We start from the raw sequence: 17513 nt of genomic DNA on the forward strand, positions 1-17513 counted from the left end.
CCGCATCCCCGGCCCATCGTCAGGAGCTGACCCGTGTTCCCAATCCGGACCCTGCTGTGTGCCCTTCTCGCGCTCGCGCTGGGCCTGGGTCCCACGGCGGCGGAGGCCCGCTTCGGCAAGCGCTCGCGGCCGTCCCAGAGCGACTCGAACCGGGACAGGGATGACAAGGAGCACGGGGCCTCCGCCATCGGCTCGGACGACGACGACGATGACGACGCGCCCCGCCGCTCCTCCCGGCGGCGCTCCTCGAGCAACCGGCGGCACGTGAGTGGCGGCTCGAGCGCGGTGACGGTGAGCTGGCTCTCCTACCTCTTCATCACCGGCAACCATCGGATGGGCGTGTCGCCGGAGCTGCGCGGGGAGCGCCACGCGGCGGCGCTGTCCTTCCGCGTGGGCCTCCAGGGAGGGCCGCTCAACGAAGGGGGCGGCGGCGCCGACCTGTTCCTCGGGCTGGAGGGCCGGCGCTTCGGCGTGGACCTGCGGCTGACGGGCCTGGGCCTGCCCACGGATGACGGGACGAGCGGTTCGGACTCCATCACCCTGACGCAGTCGCACCTCACCTGGGCGCTCATCTCCCACGAGCGTGCCCGCCTGCGCGCGGAGGCCGGTGTCAGCACCGCGCACGCGCCCGACATCACCTTCGTCGGCCCCAGCTTCGGCGCCTCCCTGGAGGCTTGCATCATCGGCCCCCTGGACCTGGAGGCGCGCATGCAGGTGACGCCCTTCCCCTACCGGCAGGTGGACGCGAACGCCGCGCTGGCGTTGAAGCTGGGCGCGGTGGTGCTGCGCGGCGGCTACCGCGGCATGGTGCTGGATGACGCCGGCTACGTGGATGGCGTCTCCCACGTCGACACCTTCCACGGACCCTTCCTGGGCCTGGGCCTCACCTACTGACGTCCGCTGCAGTCCTCACGCCCGCGTCAGCGCGCAGCCCGCGCTCACGCGGGCGTCTTCACCGCGCCGCTGGGCACCGGGCAGTGCCGCCGCGTCGCCTCCAGCAGCATCTCCAGCCTAACGGGCTTGCGCAGCACCCCCGCCGCGCCAGGCGGCAACGGCCCGGCCTCCGCCGTCATCACCACCACCCGCGTCCCGGCGAAGCGCTCATCGGACCGCAGCCGTTCGAGCAGACCTCGCCCGTCCACGCGCGGAATCTCCCAGTCGAGCAGCACCAAGCAGGCGGACTCCAGCGCCGCGAGCACGCGAAGCGCCTCCACGGCGTTGATGGCCATGGACACCTCGAAGCCCTCGTCATGCAGCGCTTCCGCCATGGCCCCGCGAACGTCCGGGTCATCCTCCACAATCAGGACCTGCGGCTGCACCACGGGATGAGTCACACCCGGCACCCTAGTCCCTCCTTCGCGCCCAGGCACGAGCGACTTCGCCGCATTCCGCTCTCTGTCAAAGCATGAGCATCTGCCGGGCCCGCGCATGCAGATATTACAGCACGCGAAAGGCCGCTGCGGCACCGCGAGCCACACGGCCTCCCGGACAGGCGCGCGGCGTGAGCTTCCACCGGATGGCATTCGCAGCGACGGCGAGCCGGAGCGGTGTCCAGCGCCGCACAGCACACGCTGGTGGACGACTCCTCGCGCCTGGAGGCCCATGGTCCCTGGGGAGGGAAGTCGGTTGAATCCGCCCGCCCCCGAAATCCCCACGAGGAGTGGACCTTGCCCGCATCCAAGGCCGTGCTGTGCGCCGCGCTCGCGGTCAGTGTCCTGCTGGGCACCTCCCCCGCGCAGGCGCGCTTCGGCAAGCGAGCCACCTCCTCGTCTTCGTCCTCGCCACGGAGCACGTCCCGTCAGGCCTCTCCGTCCCAGGAGTCACGCGGCGCCCGAGCCCACCCCGCGTCCGCCATTGGCCAGCCCCGAGAGGGCCGCACGCACCCGGCCTCCGCCATTGGCCGCGAGCGCACGCCCCGGAGTGACGACGCGCCCCGGCGGCGCGCCATGCGCGTGCGCCGGCCGCCACCGGGAGCCATCGTCACGGGGGCCGTCATCGGCGCAACCCGCCCGGGCTTCGCCGCCGCGCGGCCCGCCCAGCGGGTGGTGCGCGAGCCAGAGGACACGGTGCCGCTGCTGGTGCGCATGGGCGTGCAGGGAGACTTGCTGGGCGACGCCGGGGCCATGGGACTCTTCATGGCCATGGATGGCCGCCGCCTGGGCCTGGACGCGCGCATCACCGGCATGTCGCTGCCCGCGATGGATGGCTCGGATGCCACCGACCGCATCACCCTGCTGAGCGCGCACGCCTCCGCCGCGCTGTGGGCGGGGGAGCGGGGCCGGCTGCGACTGGAGGGCGGCGTCGCCAGCGCGCATGCGCCCGACATCCTCTTCGTGGGCCCCAGCTTCGCCGCATCCGTGGAGGCCTGCATCGGCCCCTCGCCGGTGGACCTCGAGGCCCGCATCCAGGCGGTGCCCTTCCCGCACCGTCAGGTGGATGCCCAGGCCGGCCTGGCCGTGCACGTGGGTTCGCTCCACCTGCGCGGCGGCTGGCGGGCCCTCTACCTCAACGACGCCGGGCACACGACCGGGGAGAAACAAATCGAACGGCTCACCGGCCCGTACCTGGGGCTGGGCCTCACGTTCTGACGCCTCGGGTGGTGCTGGCCGGAGCCCCTTCTCTCACGGGCCCCAGCCAGCCGCCCGTCGCGCGCTACTCCTCGGACGCGGCGGCCATGGGCGCCGAACCGCCGCCCAGCTCCGCCACGTTGGACGTCGCAGGCGCGGTGCCACGCTTGGCGCCGCGCCGCTTGGGCGGAGGCGCCAGCCGCGGCTGCGTGCCGAACAGGCGCTCATACGTCTCCGGCGTGTTGATGTTCACCACCACGCCCGGGTCCTTCACCGGCACGCGGCGCACCTTCATCGTCGCCAGCGCGGGCTCCAACTGCTGGCCCTCCGCGGCGCGCAGCCGCTCCGCCCCGCTCCGCGAGAGCACCAGTGGCCAACCAGGCGCGCTCTCGAACTCCGGGCGCAGCAGCTCATCCGCGTCCCCCGCCATCTTCAGGAGCGACTTGAGCGTGGACGCGCGCAGCGCCGGCATGTCCACCGGATGCAGCAACACCACGTCCGCGCCCGCCTCCAGCGCGGCGTCCAGCCCCGCCTTTATCGACAGGAGGGGCCCTTCCTGCCACCGCTCCGCTTCCACCAGCTCCATCCCCGGATGCTGCTCGCGCACCGCCTCGGAGTCCTTCCCCACCACGCCAAGCACCATGGAACCCGCCTTGCCAAAGGTGGATGCCAGGGACTGGAGGAAGCTCTTGCCTCCCTCGTGCTCGATAAGCGCCTTGGGGTGGCCCATCCGCCGGGCCTCACCCGCAGCGAGGATGATCGCCACTGCCTTCATGCCAGCCTCCTCCGCCCCCATGAATGAACGCCGCAGGCCCGGGGGCCTCCTCTCAAAGGCTGTGGCGTCCGCGTGGGATTGCAGCCCACCCCTGGGTCCCAGCCGTCAGCCAGACGCCAGTCACTCCGGACGGGTGTTCGCTGGATGAGCATCCAGCCAGGCGCTCCGTCCCCTATCCGTCATCCGAAACACCGTGCCCTGTCAGGGGGGCTCCCGCGGGAATTCGAAGCCGCAGAAGGGCTCCGGGTCGGAACCGGGGCAGCCCTGGAGGGCTCCATGACGGATGCCTCCCCGCGCTCAACGTGACCATCCTCGCCGCCAGGTGCACCAGCTCCGGCGCGGACTTCCGCTCCCAGGCCGTGTCCTCCGGACGCGGCGTGCGAAGCGGAGCGCACCCTTCTGACACCGCTGAAACCTTGCACCGCCAGACACCTGCGCACACTGGGGCGCCTTGAGGCACACCCTGGGCGTCTGGCTACGGTGCCCCCCGTTCAGCCACTCGGGAGGTCGCGACATGACGGAGTCCACGCAACACGGCCAGGCACAGCACGGACGACCCTGGGTGCCCTGGCTGGTGACGGCGTTGGTGGTGCTGATGTCGGGCGGCGTGATGTACCTGGCGCACCGCGGGACGAGCCAGGCCGAGGCATTGGCGGAGCAGTCCCGCCAGTCCGCGGTGGAGGCCGCCACGCGGGCGCGTGACGCGGAGGCCGCGCGGCTGCAACTGGAGCAGAAGCTGGCGGCGCTGGAAGCCGAGCGCGCCCAGCTCGCCACGGAGAAGGAGCAGCTCAGCTCGGAGAAGGAACAGCTCAGCCAGACGGTGCAGGAGCAGGAGGCGGAGCTGGCGAAGCTGAAGGCCACCTACGACGACCTGCAGGACAAGATGAAGGCGGAGATCGCCGAGGGTGCCATCCGGCTGTCCCAGGCCGAGGGCCGCATCCAGGTGGACCTGGTGGACAAGGTGCTGTTCGACTCCGGCGACGCGAGCATCAGCGCACGCGGCCAGGAGGTGCTGACGCGGCTGGGCGGCGTGCTGGCCAAGGTGGATGACAAGTCCATCCAGGTGTCGGGCCACACGGATGACTCGCCCCCGTCGCAGAAGCTGCAGAGCACCTTCCCGTCCAACTGGGAGCTGTCCGTGGCGCGCGCGGTGAACGTGGTGCGCTTCCTCCAGGACACCGGCGGCGTGCCCGCGCGCCGGCTGGTGGCGGCGGGCTACGGGCAGATGCGGCCGGTGTCCACCAACGCGACCCCGCTGGGCCGCGCGCGCAACCGGCGCATCGAGGTGCTCCTCATACCGGACCTGCCCTCCAAGCGCACACCGGCCGCGGCCGTCCAGCGCGCGGTCGCGGGTGGCACCGCGACCAAGGCCCAGGCGAAGCCCGCGCGCGGGGCGAAGTAGCCGCGCGCCGCAGGCCACGCCTTTCCGCTACTGCTTCTCCACCGACTCCAGCAGCTTGCGGAAGGCCTTCTCCGAAGCGGCCACCGTCTTCTCCGGGCCCGTCAGCTTGAAGAAGACGGCGCCCTGGGCGCCTTCGACGATGGCGCCCAGCAGCCGGAAGCCGGGCTTGGGCGTCGAGGGGCCCATCATCGGCCCGCCGCCCGTGTACGTGCCCTTCACGTCCACCGTCGTCAGCGGCATGCCGTTGACCTTCTCCGCCTTCGTCTTCGACTTCTCCTGGGGAATGGGCTTGCCGTCCGCCGTCTGGAACTGGCCCACCCAGCGCTTCACGTTGGCGTCCACCGCGCCGCCCTGGCCCTGGCCGAAGTAGAAGACGGCCAGCTCCGCGCCCTCCGTGTCGCCCTTCGCCGCCGGAATCTTGTACGTCGCCGCGCGCATCGGCCGAGCCCCCTGCACCGCCCAGTCCGCGGGTGCCGTCCACTTCAGGCCCCCCGCCTCCTCCGCATGCGCCACCACGGCAACGGCCACCACCAGCACACCCAATAGTCGGTTCATGCGCGGCAGCGTAACCGCCCGAGGCCCACTGCGCAGCGTGTCAACGACCGCCCGTCTCACAACCCCGCACGCGCCATCACAAGTGACACGACGCGTCAAGTCCCTTGTCTTCCTGCCAACCCATGGACGTGGTACGCCACGGACGTTTCCAGTCCAGTCATCCCAACCCAGGACTTGGAGGGGGTTGTACCCATGAGAAAGGTGTTGTTCCTCGGGGCCTTTGCCCTGGGCGCCTCGGCCTGTACTCCCGATATCGCCCAGGATCCGCCGCGGAGCCCCGAAGACTCCGTCGTCGCGGAGTTCGATCCGACCGGGTCTCCGCCCGTCGTCCCGTCTCCCAACGACCTGGCCATCGTCAACGGTCTGGTCAACGCGCCCATCAACCCTCAGGCCTCCCCCGCGGAGCAGGAGTTCACGCGCGACTACGTGAACACGCTCAACGGCTTCCCGACCACGGTCACCGCGACCACCCGCATCCGGGGCCTGGAGGCGGGAACGGTCAACGCGAACACGGTGAAGATCATCGACGTGTACGCGGGTACGCCGCTGGCGAAGCCGGCGACGCCCAGCTACATCGGGTACAACGAGGAGACCAACCTCGTCACCATCATCCCCCCGCTGCCCGGAGGCTGGCCCAAGGGTGGCCGCTACGCCGTGGCCATCATCGGCGGTGAGAACGGCGTGAAGACGACGGATGGCAAGCCGGTCATCCCGTCCGCCACGTGGGCCTTCGCCAGCTCCACCGAGCCGCTGGTCACCTGCGACGACCTGGATGCGCCCAACTGCCAGACGGCCACCGAGCTCATCCCCTCCACGGAGACGGAGCCCGCCGCCCGCCTGGCGGACCAGACGGCCAGCGCCCTGCGGCTGGAGCAGCTGCGCCGCGGCTACGCGCCCATCCTGAAGGAGGTGTCCGAGCAGTTCAGCGTGAAGCGCGAGGACATCGTCCTCCTGTGGACCTTCTCCATCATGGACCACCCGGAGGCCACCTTCGATCCGGGCAACGGCGTCGTCCCCTTCCCCAATGACCTGCTGCGCAACCCCGCAACCGGGAAACTGGCCCTGCCGGTGCCCCCCGAAGCCGGCACCGCGCAGAACCTCATCCTGGGCCTCAACACCCTGGACGGCTGGTCCACCACCGCGCCCATCGTGTCGGAGAACGGCGCGGGACGCGGCCCCATCGACACGGGTTCCCTGCTGGACGCGAACACCGTGCGCATGAAGATCGGCTTCACGCCGGACGACGAGACGGAGCCGAAGACCACGCTGCGCTTCGTCAAGCTGACCAACCACGCCTCGGGCACCAACCCCCAGGTGAAGCTGTGCTTCAACTGCGAGCCCGTCGTGGAGGGCCTGACGCCGGCGCCGAACTCGCCGCAGCAGCTCCAGATTGTCCCGGAGGTGCCGCTGGACGAGGCCACCCAGTATGGCGTGGTGATGCTGCGCGGCATGAAGGACACGCTGGGCCGCACCGTGGCGCCCACCGCCGCGCAGGCGCTGATGCGCATGGCCAACCCGCTGGTGGACGCCAACGGCAAGAGCCAGGTGGCCGCCGTTCCTGACACGCTCGCCCAGGACCTGGAGCCGGTGCGTCTGGGCATGAAGTCGCTGTTCGACAACCTGGAGGCCGCGGGCATCCCGCGCAAGGACATCAACCTGGCGTGGGCCTTCACCACCCAGAGCACCCGCTCCATCCTCGAGCGGCTGAACGACGCCCCCACGGCGGTGCCGGCCGACCCCGTCTACCTGGTGGACCAGACGGCCACCATCAAGGGCACGATGGACGCCCTGACGCTGGAGAACAACGCGGTGGGCCGTGTCTTCATCGGCGCGTACCACTCGCCCTTCCTCCTGGATGACGTACAGGGCACGCTCAACCGCGCCACGCCGCGCATCGACCGCGTCCCGTTCATGCTCTTCACGCCCGCGGGCGCGGCGCCCGCGGACGGCTACCCGGTGGTCGTCTACGGCCATGGGCTGACGGGCAACCGCACCAACATCATGACGGTGGCCAACAACTTCAACGCGGCGGGCTACGCCGTGGCGGCCATCGACACCGTGTTCCACGGTGAGCGCGCCAGCTGCGCCGGCATCAGCGAGGACGCCCCGGTCATCGTCGACGCGAACCGCGATGGCGTCCCCGAGCTCACCATCACCACGCCGGACGCGGCCTGCGACGACGGCGACACCTGCGACGTGACGGCGGGCAGCCCCACCTTCGGCCGCTGCGTGTCGAACAACCAGCCGGCCTGCAACGTGGGGCCGACCGCGTCGCCGCACGGTGACCTGTTCTGCTCCAGCCAGGGCCTGGGCCGCTGCGTGGCCGCCCCGAACAGCGCCACCGGCACCTGCGAGGGCGGCGACTTCGCCCGTCCGGGTCCCGCCCAGCCGCCGTACGTCTCCAGCGCGGGCTTCCTGAACCTGGTCAACCTGTTCGCCACCCGCGACAACTTCCGCCACCACGTGGTGGACTTTGCCCAGCTGGTGCGCGCGCTGGACACCGACACGCTCAACGGCCGCCTGGTTGCCGCGGGCGCCGGTACGCTGAACACCAGCCAGTTCAGCTACGTGGGCCAGAGCCTGGGCGGCATCCAGGGCGTCCTGTCCGCCTCCGTGTCCCCCGTCGTGGGCCGCACCGCGCTCAACACGGTGGGCGGTGACCTGGTGGACATCCTCCTGACGGCCACGGACCCGGCGTTCGTGCGGTACCGCTCGGGCTTCTTCCAAACCCTGGAAGACAACGGCCGCGCCCCGGGCACGCCGGAGTTCTACGAGTTCATCACCCTGGCGCGCACCATCCTGGACCCGGCCTCGCCCCGCAACTACGGCAAGTACCTGGAGAACTGGCCCGAGGACGCTTCCAAGCCGTCGCTCCCCGAAAACCGCGATGCGTTCATCCAGTACATCGCGGAGGACATGGTCATCCCCAACGCGGTGACCGAGGGCCTCATCAGCGCGGCCCACCACCCGCTGGTCAACGTCTCCACGCCCCGCACGGTGCAGACGTACCTGGCGAAGGACGGGATGGGCCTGCCGACGGACGTGCGTCACGCGTTCTTCGGCATCGTGGACCCGTCGCTGGACCCCAGCTCGGCGGCCAGCCAGTTCCTCCGGTCCGTGCGCAACACCGCGCAGAACCAGGTCATCCAGTTCCTGAACACGGGCGTCGCGTCGCCCACCCCGTAACGGCCTCCAGAGAGAGAACGAACCAACATGAAGAAGACACTCTCCCTCATCACGTTGCTCGCCGCCGGGACGACCCAGGCCGCGGGCTTCCAGGTCAACACCCAGAGCGCACGCTCCTCAGGCATGGCCAACGCGGCGGCGGCGTGGCTGGATGACTCGTCCGCCATCTACTCCAACGCGGCCAACATCCTGGGCGTGGAGAAGCTGGACGTCACCGCGGGCGTCACCGGCATCCTCCCCAGCCTGCAGTTCACCCCCACGGATGGCCTGGTGCAGGGGCAGAAGACGACGCTGTCCCCGCCGCCGCACGTGTTCGCCGTGTACAAAATCACGGACTCGCTGGCGGCCGGCGTGGGCTTCTACACGCCGTTCGGCGCGAGCAGCCGGTGGAAAGACGGATTCGTGGGCCGCTTCCGCGCCCAGGAGTCCGCGCTGTCCATCTACAACATCAACCCCACGGTGGCGTACCAGCTGCACGACCGCTTCCGCGTGGGCGCGGGCCTGAACATCACCCGCGGCACGCTGGAGCTGAAGCGCGCCCTGGGCTTCGTCACCAGCGAGGGCCAGGTGCACCTGGGCGGCGCGGGCTGGGGCCTCGGCTTCAACGCCGGCGTCCAGGCCGTGGTGGTCCCGAAGCTCGTCACGTTGGGCGTGCAGTACCGCAGCCCCATCAGCATGACGTTCAAGGGCGACGCGGACTTCCAGAACGTGCCGCCGGCCTTCCAGGGCCGCCTGCCGGACACCCGCGTGGAGGGTGACGTCAAGCTGCCGCAGTCGGTGGTGGCGGGCATCGCCGTCACGCCGCTGGACCGCCTGACGATTGCGTTCGACGCCAACTGGGTGGGCTGGTCCAGCTTCCCGGAGCTCGCCATCGAGTTCCCGGACAACCCGGCCATCAACAACCCGCTGCCGAAGAACTGGCGCTCGACGTGGAACTTCCACCTGGGCGGTGAGTACGGCATCACCGACGCGCTGCAGGTGCGCGCCGGCGTGCTGCTGGACCCGGCGCCCAGCCCGGATGACACGCTGACGCCGGACCTGCCGGACGCGGACCGCTTCGGCGTGTCGGCGGGCGTGGGCTACAGCTTCGGCGCCGTGCGCGTCGACGCGGCCTACCAGTTCGTCAACCTGTCCGACAAGAACAGCACCGCGCCGGGCATGACGGGTACCTACAACGGCACGGCCCAGGTGTTCGGCCTGACGCTCGGCTACTCCATGTAGTCTTCCGGCACCGTCCGGACCTCACCGCGCCCGGGTCTCCTCACGGAGGCCCGGGCGTTGTGTTTCCAGCGCCAGCCCTTCGCGTCAGACGCGCAGGTCTCCGTCGTGCAACACCCGCCCGGAGGCCAGCGCCTGCGCCGTGCGCTGGAGCCGCTCCGTACCCATGCGCATCAACTGGCCCTTGAGACCTGGCTGGCTGAGCAGGTGCTTCTGGAAGGCTTCGCGCTCCAGCCGCAGGACCACGCCCGCCACGTCCGCGCGCACCGTGGCGGACACCGGCTTGTCCAGCAGCAGGGAGATTTCACCGAAGACGTCGCCCTCGCGCAGCGCGGACAGCGCCACGCGCCGTCCATGCGGCTGCTCCAGCCACGGCGTGCAGCGCCCACGCAGCAGCACGTAGAAGGCGTCTCCCGGCTGGCCCTGCGTCATCAGCGCCTCGCCCGCGGCGAAGGAGCACAGCTCGAAGTCGCGCGACACCGCGGCCTTCTGCGCGGGCGACAGCTGATTGAAGAGCGGGTTGCTGCGCAGCAGGTTCTCCACCATCCGCCGCCGGTAGAAGGCGTCCACCACCGCCGTCACGTCCGGGTGCCGCGCCGCCACCGCCTCCATGTGCTGGCGCGTGAGCTCCAGCAGCACCGCGCGCTCGGTGGCCACCACGGTGGCGAGCCTGGGCCCCTCGGAGATGAGCGCCAGCTCCCCGAAGAAGTCCCCGGGCGTCACGGTGCCCACGCTCCGCCGTTGGCCGTCCTCCAGCGCGCGCACCACGTCCGCGCGGCCCTCCACCAGGGCGAACATGGAGGCGCCCGGCGTCCCCTCCTCCACCACCGTCTGCCCCGGAAAGAAGGCGCGCACCTGAAGCACCTCGAGCAGCGCGACGAAGGTCTCCCGGCTCACCTGCGAGAGGATGGGCAGCCCGGCGGCGCCCTCCTCCGCGACATGCGCCCGGGTGGCCTCCACGGGCACCGCCGCGCCCGGCGGCAGGGCGAAGCGCTCCGCCAGCACGCGCGCGGTGCGCACGAGCGCGGCCTGGGGCGCGCCCAGTCGAGGCAAGGCCACGCACGCGGCCACCGCGCGCAGGGGCTGGCCCGCCTTCGTCCAAGCCAGCGCGGCCTCCTGGTACGCGGCAGCGGCGTCCGCGGGACGGCCGAGCCACTCCAGCAGCTCCGCCACCTTCTGACGCACCTCCGCGTCGTCCGGCGCGTCCTTCACCACGCCCTGGTATTCCGCCAGGGCCTCCTCCAACCTGCCCTCGCTGGCGAGCTGGACGGCCCGCTGCCTGTCCGCGCCGTGCACGTGCGCCATGGCCGCCTCCCCTGCTACGCGCTGAGCGCGCGCACGCGCTCCGCGAGCTTTTCCGTGAAGAGGCGGAGGATGCGCAGCGCGGCCGCCGCGTGCGTGTCCAGGTAGTGCTGGAAGTCCACGCGCGTCACCCGCAGGGCCCGCACGTCCGTGCGCGCGCGCACCTGCGCGGACGTGTCTCCGTCCAGGATGAGGGAGACTTCGCCGATGAAGGCTCCAGGCCCCAGCGTGTTGAGCAACCGGGCGCCGGGCTCCGGACCGGCGAGCACGTCCACCGTCCCCTCCAGCAACACCAGCAGTCCCGAGCCGGGCGCGCCCTTCTCCAACACCGTGGCCCCCTGCGCGAACTGCACCGGCCGCGCCAACTGGTAGAGGTCCTTCATGTCCACCAGGGACAACTCGCCGAAGAGGGGAATGGCCTTGAGGTATTCGTAGCCGTCCGGCGGCGGCGGTGGCGGCGCGCGGGCGGGCTCCACCGACGGACCGCCATTCAGGTTCAGGTGACGCAGCAGCCGCGTGTGCTCCGCCTGGAGCGCGATGTCACCCCGAAGCTCCGGCTCCTGGAGCGCATCCGCCAGCAGCACCAGCGCCTGCCACGACTCCCCTTGCGCGTCCAGCAGCGCGCTCATCCGCAGCACCGCCTCACGCCGCGCCACCGCGATGTCCGGAGACACGGCACGCAGGGACTCCAGCTCCGCGTGCGGGTTGCCCAGCTCGCGGTACACCGCGGCGGCCTCCATGGGACGGCGCAGCCGGGTGAGACAGCGGGCCATGGCCTCGCGCGCCTGCAACGACTCGTACAGCGACAGCGCCCGCTCCAGCGCGCCGCCGCGCTCGAAGGCCGCCGCCGCCCGGGCCGGTTCACCCGCGCGCAGCCACGCCTCCGCGGCCAGGAGCAGCGCGCCCGCCTGCTCATGGAGCTGCGCGACGTCGGCCGCGGCGCCATCCACCTCCAGCACCCGCGCGGCGCCAGCGAAGTCACGCGCCCGCCGCAGCACCGACACCAGCGTGGCGCGAGCGAACGCGGACGCACGCGAGGACTCCTCCAGCACGACGTCCCGCTGCGACGCCGCCAGGGCCTCGTAGATGCGGACGGCCACATCCACCGTCCCCTGCGCCACCGCCTCCCAGAAGGGCCGCGTGCCCGTGCTGGCGGGCAGCTCGTCACCGTGCCCCGGCTCCACCGTGGAACGCGCCATGCCGTGAACTCCCCCAAGCACCCCTGGGCCCACCCCCTGGGCTCTCCACGTGCCGGATTGGCGCCGTGCGTAGCAGACCCCATGAAGGGAGGCGAGCGTCCTCGCGAGGCAGGCGTCTTCCACATGGAAGACGCCGCCCAGGGCCGCGTTCAGTCCACCTTCGTCGGGAACGGGTTGCGCTCGGCGAAGCCGAGTTGGTGCCAGTACGGGTAGGTGGGCGTCACCGCGCTGGCCGCGTCGAGCCGGGCCACCTGGTCAGGGGTGAGGTTCCACCCCACCGCGCCCAGGTTCTGCCGGAGCTGCTCCTCGTTGCGCGCGCCGATGACGATGGTGGACACGGAGGGGCGCTGGAGCAGCCAGTTGATGGCGACCTGGGGCACCGTCTTCCCCGTCTCCGCGGCGACGGCATCGAGCGCGTCCACCACGCGGAAGAGGTACTCCTCGGAGAGAGGCGGCGCCCCCTGGGCGTTGAGCGAGGACTGCATGCGGGAGCCCTCGGGCCGGGGCTGTCCCCGGCGAATCTTCCCCGTCAGCCGCGCCCAGCCGAGCGGGCTCCACACGACGGTGCCCACCTTCTGGTCCAGGGCGAGGGGCATCAGCTCCCACTCGAACTCCCGGCTCACCAGCGAGTAGTAGGCCTGGTGCGCCACGTGCCGCGCGAGGCCGTACTTCTCCGAGGTGGCGAGCGACTTCATCAGGTGCCAGCCGGAGAAGTTCGACGCGCCGATGTAGCGAATCTTCCCGGCGCGCACGAGGTCGTCGAGCGCCCGCAGCGCCTCCTCGACGGGCGTGAGCGCGTCGAAGGCGTGCAGTTGGTAGAGGTCGATGTAGTCGGTGCCCAGCCGCTTCAGGCTGGCCTCCACCGCGCGGGTGATGTGGAAGCGCGAGGAGCCCACGTCGTTCGGCCCCTCACCCGAGCGGAAGGTGCCCTTCGTGGAGAGGATGACCTTCTCCCGGCGGCCGGAGATGGCCTTGCCGAGAATCTCCTCCGCCAGGCCGCGCGAGTAGTTGTCCGCGCTGTCGAACATGTTCAGCCCCGCCTCCAGGCTGATGTCCACCAGACGCGTGGCCTCCTCGACCCCGCTGCTGCCCCACACCTTGAAGAAGTCCCCCTGGCCTCCAAAGGTTCCCGTCCCGAGCGTCAACACCGGGACCTTGAAGCCAGAGCCGCCGAGCTGCCGATATTCCATTCCCATAGAGGGGCCTCCTGGTAACGGGCGAGCCCCAGGCGCTCAATCGGAATGCGCGACCCGGGCAGCAATTCCCCCCGCTATGCTCCGGCGGGGCGAACGTTAACGTGGGGACCGGCACGTTCTCCCGGAGTCCATTGGCATGAAGTCGCGCATCACGGTTGCCTGGAGCACCGTCGCGTCCCTCCTGGCCGTGCTGCCTGGAACGGCGGCGCATGCCCACGCCGGCCTCCCGGAGACGTCCAACGTCACCCTCCGCCGAGGCCACCCCCAGGACTTCTTCTCCGGGACGACGTTCGGCGCGGTCATCTCCCGCGACAGCGGCAAGACCTGGCGTTGGGTGTGTCCGGATGCCATGGGGTATGGCGGATGGCGCCCGGAGGCCTACCTGTGGCGGGAAACCGGCGACATCCTCGCCGCCACCGGCAGCGCCCTGCTGCACTCTCCGGATGAGGGCTGCTCCTGGCGCACGCATCCCTTCTTCAAGTCGACCTGGGTGACGGGGCTGGCGGCCCACCCCACCGATGACCGCGTCTTCCATGCCGTCACCGGACGGCCCGGCCTCGCCAACGGCCTGTACCGCTCCGACGACGGCGGAGAGACGTGGACCGCCTCGCCGCTGCTGCGCACGGGGCTGGAGCTGAACGCGGTCCGCGTGTCCCCGGTGGACCCCCGCCGCCTCTACGTGTCGGGCGTCTCCAACAACCAGATGGTGGTGCTGCGGAGCGACGACGCGGGCGACACCTGGCAGGAGTTCCCCCATGCGCTCCCGGAGCTGCTGCGACCCTACGCGCTGACCGTGGTGGCGGTGGACCCCGTCGCCGTGGACGTGGTGTGGGTGCGCGTCTCCGCGCAGGGCTACACGCACCTGCTGCGCAGCGATGACGGGGGCCGCACGCTGACGCAGGTGACCGTGTTGGATGACACGTTCATCAACATGGACCTGTCCTCCGACGGCGGCACCGCCTGGGTGGGCACCCTCAACTACTTCTTCATGGGCTCGAGCACCGGCCCGCTGGAGAAGCAGCCCCTGCCCACCGGCAACGCGTGCGTGCTGCGCGACGGCGAGACGCTCTACGGCTGCGGCTCCACCTGGCTGCACGACTGGGCTCTGGCGCGCAGCACGGACCAGGGGCGCACGTGGGAGCACATCTTCGCGCTGTACGAAATCCAGGGCACGCAGCTGTGCCCACGCGGAACCCCCGTGCGGGACCTCTGCCCGGCCCGCTGGCCGCAGCTCGCGGAGCAACTGGGCGCTCCGCTCTACCCGGATGGTGGTGTGGAGGAGCCGCCGCCGCCGGATGCGGGGCCCCCGGACGCGGGCACGCCCGACGCGGGGCAACAGCCGCCCGAGCAGCGCCCACCCGAACCGAAGTCCGGTGGCTGCGCCGCCGCTGCGGGCCCCGCCCTGCCCCTGCTGTTGCTGCTGTCCTCCCTCCTCCCGAGGCGCCGTGGCCCACGGCGTCCACATCGATAGGCTGCTGATGACACTCCCGATTCGAAAGCGGCTGTGGGCCCCCTGCGCGGCCGTGCTGCTGGTGCTGGGCACCGCCTGCGACGGCGAGGACGCGCCACGGGACGAAGCGTGCGGCGAACCCCTCTACGGCGGCGAGGCCACCGACGAGGCGTGGCGCACCTTCGTCGACGCGCAAGGCCGGCCCACCGACAGCTCTCAGGCGGTGACGCTGGAGTCCCCCGCCCCGGGCCAGACCTATGCGATGGACGCGGCGCCGCCCACGTGGCGTTGGACGTCTCCGCTGGCCTCCCGGCCTCCATCGCGCGAGACGCCCCACTCCATGCTGGCGCTGCTGGGCAACCTGCTGCTGCCGTCCGCCCAGGCACATCTGCCGCCCGTCACCGGCGACTTCTACTGGGTGCAGGTCACCGTGCCCGGGCGGCGGTGTCCGGTGGAGCTGCTGACGTCGAACATGGAGTGGCAGCTCGACGCGGCGACCTGGGACACGCTCCGTGCCGCCTCGGGTCAGGAGCTCCGCGTCCAGGTGACCAGCGCCTACCTGGTCCAGAACCGGCTGCGTGAAGGTCCGTATCGCCTGGAGTCACCACGCACCATCCGCGTGGAGGATTCGCGATGAGCCACCGGACACCGTGGTGGATGCCCGCGCTGGCGCTGCTGATGGCCGGCTGTGATGAGAACTCGGCGCGGGTGGTGGGCGTGACGCCACCGGACGGGCTGGACTACGCGCACGAGGAGCCCTGGCGGGAAGGAACGTTCATTCCACCGCCGGGCCCCGGCGGACGCATCCTGGTCACCAACAGCCTGGATGACACCCTCAGCCTGGTGGAGCTGGCCACCGTGGGCACGCCGGACTTCCGCGAACTGGCGCGCGTGCCGGTGGGGCTCAACCCGGTGGAGCTGGAGGGACCGCACCACACCGCCGTGTCGCCCGCGGGGGACTTCTATTACGTCGGCATCTCCAACTACGTGCCAGGGGGTGGCTCGGGGCCGCATGGTGCCCACGGCACGGGCGCGGATGACGGCTACTGCCTGAAGCTGGACGCGCGCGACAACCGGATCGTGGGCTCGGTGCGTGTGAACCCCAATCCCGGCGACGTCATCATCAGCGCGGATGGGAGCACGCTGTACCAGACGCACTTCGACACGCTGAAGATTGCCGAGATGGCGCGCCAGGGCCGCCCCGAGTCGGACATGAACGCGAACCTGGCCATCATCGACGCGCGGACCATGACTCGGAAGGCCATGGTGGAGGTGTGCCCCGCGCCGCACGCGGTGCGCCTGTCCACCGACGAGCGCACGGCCTACATCGCCTGCTGGTCGGACGAGGTGGCCATCGTCGACCTCGCGGAGGCGAACACGCCGGTGACGCGGGTAAAGGTGGTGGCAGCGGGCTCGGGCAGTGCGGTGGCACCCCGGCACCAGCCCTACGCGCTGACGCAGTCCCCCACCACGGGCGAGGTCTGGGTCAGCTCCATGGCCAGCCGGCAGGTGCACGTGCTCAATCCCCAGACGCGCGCCATGATGCCCGAGCGCGCCGTGCCGCTGCGCGGGCCGCCGATGTTCGGCGCGTTCACCGCGGACGGGCGCACGCTGTACATGCCCTACCAGTTGGTGGACGCGCTGGCCGTCATCGACCCGGAGACGGGCACCGTGCTGCGCGAGGTGCAGCTGGCGGACGCCGGCTGTCTCAACGTGCATCAAGTCACGCTGACGCCCGACGAGCGCATCGGCCTGGTCGTCTGCGAAGGCGACCACGTGGGGCCGGGCACGTTGCACGCGGTGGACCTGACGGAAGGCACGGTGGTGGGCACGGTGGAGGTGGGCATCTTCCCGGACTCGGTGAGCATCCTGCGGGGGCAGCCATGAAGCGCGCGGCCTGGGGTGTGGTGGCGCTGGCCCTGGCGCTGACCGGCTGCGACGACAGCGGCGACGGCCGCGTGCCGGCGGCGGAGTACGGCGAGGTGCTGTTCAACGACTCGCGGCTGTCGGAGAGCGGCTTCAACAGCTTCTCGTGCGCGACCTGCCACGCGACGACGCCCACCGCGCCAGCGGGGCGGATGGACTCCGGCTACACGCTGTATGACTCGGCGTTCCGGGAGAGCTGGTGGGGCGGCTTCGAGACGCGCCTGCTGGACGCGGTGAACTTCTGCTACGTCAACTTCATGCGGGGTGTGACGCCGCTGCCGAAGGACTCGCCGCAGAGCCGGGCGCTGTACGAATACCTGGTGAGCATCAGCCCGAGCCCGTCCGCGCCGGCCCGTCCCTTCACGGTGGTGAAGGACATCGTCGAAGTCACGCGCGGTGACGTGACGCGCGGACAGCAGGTCTACGTAGAGGCCTGCCAGAGCTGCCACGGCGAGCCCCACACCGGCGCGGGCCGGCTGACCGAGCTGGCGTCGATTCTGCCGGAGGTGACGAACGACTACGACGCGCTGTTCCCCGGCGTGCCCAAGTCACTGGTCGTCATCGAGAAGGTGAGGCACGGCCAGTTCTTCGGTGTCGGGGGCAACATGCCGCTCTACAGCCTGGAGTCCCTGTCTGACGAGGACTTGGGCGCATTGCTGGCATTCCTGGCTTTGTGACGGGACCTGCGTGTTCCGGTGGAGCCCACGGGCCACCGGACATAACCTCGCCGCGGACAC

Annotated in this window: 15 protein-coding genes; 9 read left to right on the top strand and 6 right to left on the bottom strand. The window is 71.0% G+C overall.

The window, feature by feature from the left end:
• The first annotated feature begins 33 nt into the window (after positions 1-33).
• Positions 34-894, top strand: coding sequence for a hypothetical protein (locus FL344_RS00365; RefSeq protein ID WP_141617065.1), 861 nt, complete (start codon positions 34-36; stop codon positions 892-894).
• Between the two features lie 44 nt (positions 895-938).
• Here the strand turns inward: FL344_RS00365 and FL344_RS00370 are convergent, their stop codons facing one another.
• Positions 939-1343, bottom strand: a complete 405-nt coding sequence (locus FL344_RS00370) for a response regulator (protein ID WP_141588966.1) — start codon at positions 1341-1343, stop codon at positions 939-941.
• 324 nt (positions 1344-1667) lie between these two features.
• On the opposite strand from FL344_RS00370, the gene FL344_RS00375 reads away from it, so the two are divergent.
• The gene (locus FL344_RS00375; RefSeq protein ID WP_228564637.1) at positions 1668-2588 is read left to right on the top strand and encodes a hypothetical protein; all 921 of its coding nucleotides are present in this window, start codon (positions 1668-1670) and stop codon (positions 2586-2588) included.
• A 64-nt stretch (positions 2589-2652) separates the two neighbouring features.
• Here the strand turns inward: FL344_RS00375 and FL344_RS00380 are convergent, their stop codons facing one another.
• Entirely contained in the window at positions 2653-3342 is a 690-nt protein-coding gene (locus FL344_RS00380; RefSeq protein WP_194858249.1) for an NTP transferase domain-containing protein, read from the bottom strand.
• A 514-nt stretch (positions 3343-3856) separates the two neighbouring features.
• On the opposite strand from FL344_RS00380, the gene FL344_RS00385 reads away from it, so the two are divergent.
• Positions 3857-4744: an OmpA family protein gene (locus FL344_RS00385; RefSeq protein WP_141588963.1), complete on the top strand. Its 888-nt coding sequence runs from the start codon at positions 3857-3859 to the stop codon at positions 4742-4744.
• Positions 4745-4771: 27 nt separating this feature from the next.
• On the opposite strand, the gene FL344_RS00390 is transcribed toward FL344_RS00385, so the two are convergent.
• Positions 4772-5299, bottom strand: a complete 528-nt coding sequence (locus tag FL344_RS00390; protein ID WP_244172330.1) for a hypothetical protein — start codon at positions 5297-5299, stop codon at positions 4772-4774.
• Between the two features lie 192 nt (positions 5300-5491).
• Here FL344_RS00390 and FL344_RS00395 point away from each other — a divergent pair, with 192 nt between their 5' ends.
• Positions 5492-8485 (top strand): hypothetical protein, encoded by a 2994-nt coding sequence (locus FL344_RS00395; RefSeq protein WP_141617067.1) that lies wholly within the window; start codon positions 5492-5494, stop codon positions 8483-8485.
• A gap of 27 nt (positions 8486-8512) precedes the next feature.
• The gene (locus tag FL344_RS00400; RefSeq protein ID WP_141588961.1) at positions 8513-9706 is read left to right on the top strand and encodes an OmpP1/FadL family transporter; all 1194 of its coding nucleotides are present in this window, start codon (positions 8513-8515) and stop codon (positions 9704-9706) included.
• Between the two features lie 84 nt (positions 9707-9790).
• On the opposite strand, the gene FL344_RS00405 is transcribed toward FL344_RS00400, so the two are convergent.
• The 3 genes from FL344_RS00405 to FL344_RS00415 form a co-directional block, all read right to left on the bottom strand.
• On the bottom strand, positions 9791-11008 hold the full coding sequence (locus FL344_RS00405; RefSeq protein WP_141617068.1) for a cyclic nucleotide-binding domain-containing protein: 1218 nt from the start codon (positions 11006-11008) through the stop codon (positions 9791-9793).
• A 14-nt stretch (positions 11009-11022) separates the two neighbouring features.
• A complete protein-coding gene (locus tag FL344_RS00410) occupies positions 11023-12204 on the bottom strand; it encodes a cyclic nucleotide-binding domain-containing protein (protein WP_141588959.1) in 1182 nt (393 codons plus the stop codon).
• A 149-nt stretch (positions 12205-12353) separates the two neighbouring features.
• Positions 12354-13394 (bottom strand): aldo/keto reductase, encoded by a 1041-nt coding sequence (locus FL344_RS00415; RefSeq protein WP_026114086.1) that lies wholly within the window; start codon positions 13392-13394, stop codon positions 12354-12356.
• Between the two features lie 142 nt (positions 13395-13536).
• On the opposite strand from FL344_RS00415, the gene FL344_RS00420 reads away from it, so the two are divergent.
• From FL344_RS00420 to FL344_RS00435, 4 genes are read left to right on the top strand one after another with little or no spacing between them, the layout of a single operon-like run.
• A complete protein-coding gene (locus FL344_RS00420; protein WP_141617069.1) occupies positions 13537-14871 on the top strand; it encodes a sialidase family protein in 1335 nt (444 codons plus the stop codon).
• Positions 14872-14878: 7 nt separating this feature from the next.
• Positions 14879-15487, top strand: a complete 609-nt coding sequence (locus tag FL344_RS00425) for a hypothetical protein (protein WP_228564638.1) — start codon at positions 14879-14881, stop codon at positions 15485-15487.
• Positions 15484-16737 (top strand): YncE family protein, encoded by a 1254-nt coding sequence (locus FL344_RS00430; protein WP_141617071.1) that lies wholly within the window; start codon positions 15484-15486, stop codon positions 16735-16737. Before FL344_RS00425 ends, FL344_RS00430 begins: the two co-directional genes overlap by 4 nt.
• Positions 16734-17453, top strand: coding sequence for a c-type cytochrome (locus FL344_RS00435; RefSeq protein ID WP_141617072.1), 720 nt, complete (start codon positions 16734-16736; stop codon positions 17451-17453). Before FL344_RS00430 ends, FL344_RS00435 begins: the two co-directional genes overlap by 4 nt.
• The last annotated feature ends 60 nt before the right edge of the window (positions 17454-17513 follow it).

Source organism: Myxococcus sp. AB036A (genome assembly GCF_006547355.1).
GTDB classification, from domain to species: domain Bacteria; phylum Myxococcota; class Myxococcia; order Myxococcales; family Myxococcaceae; genus Myxococcus; species Myxococcus virescens.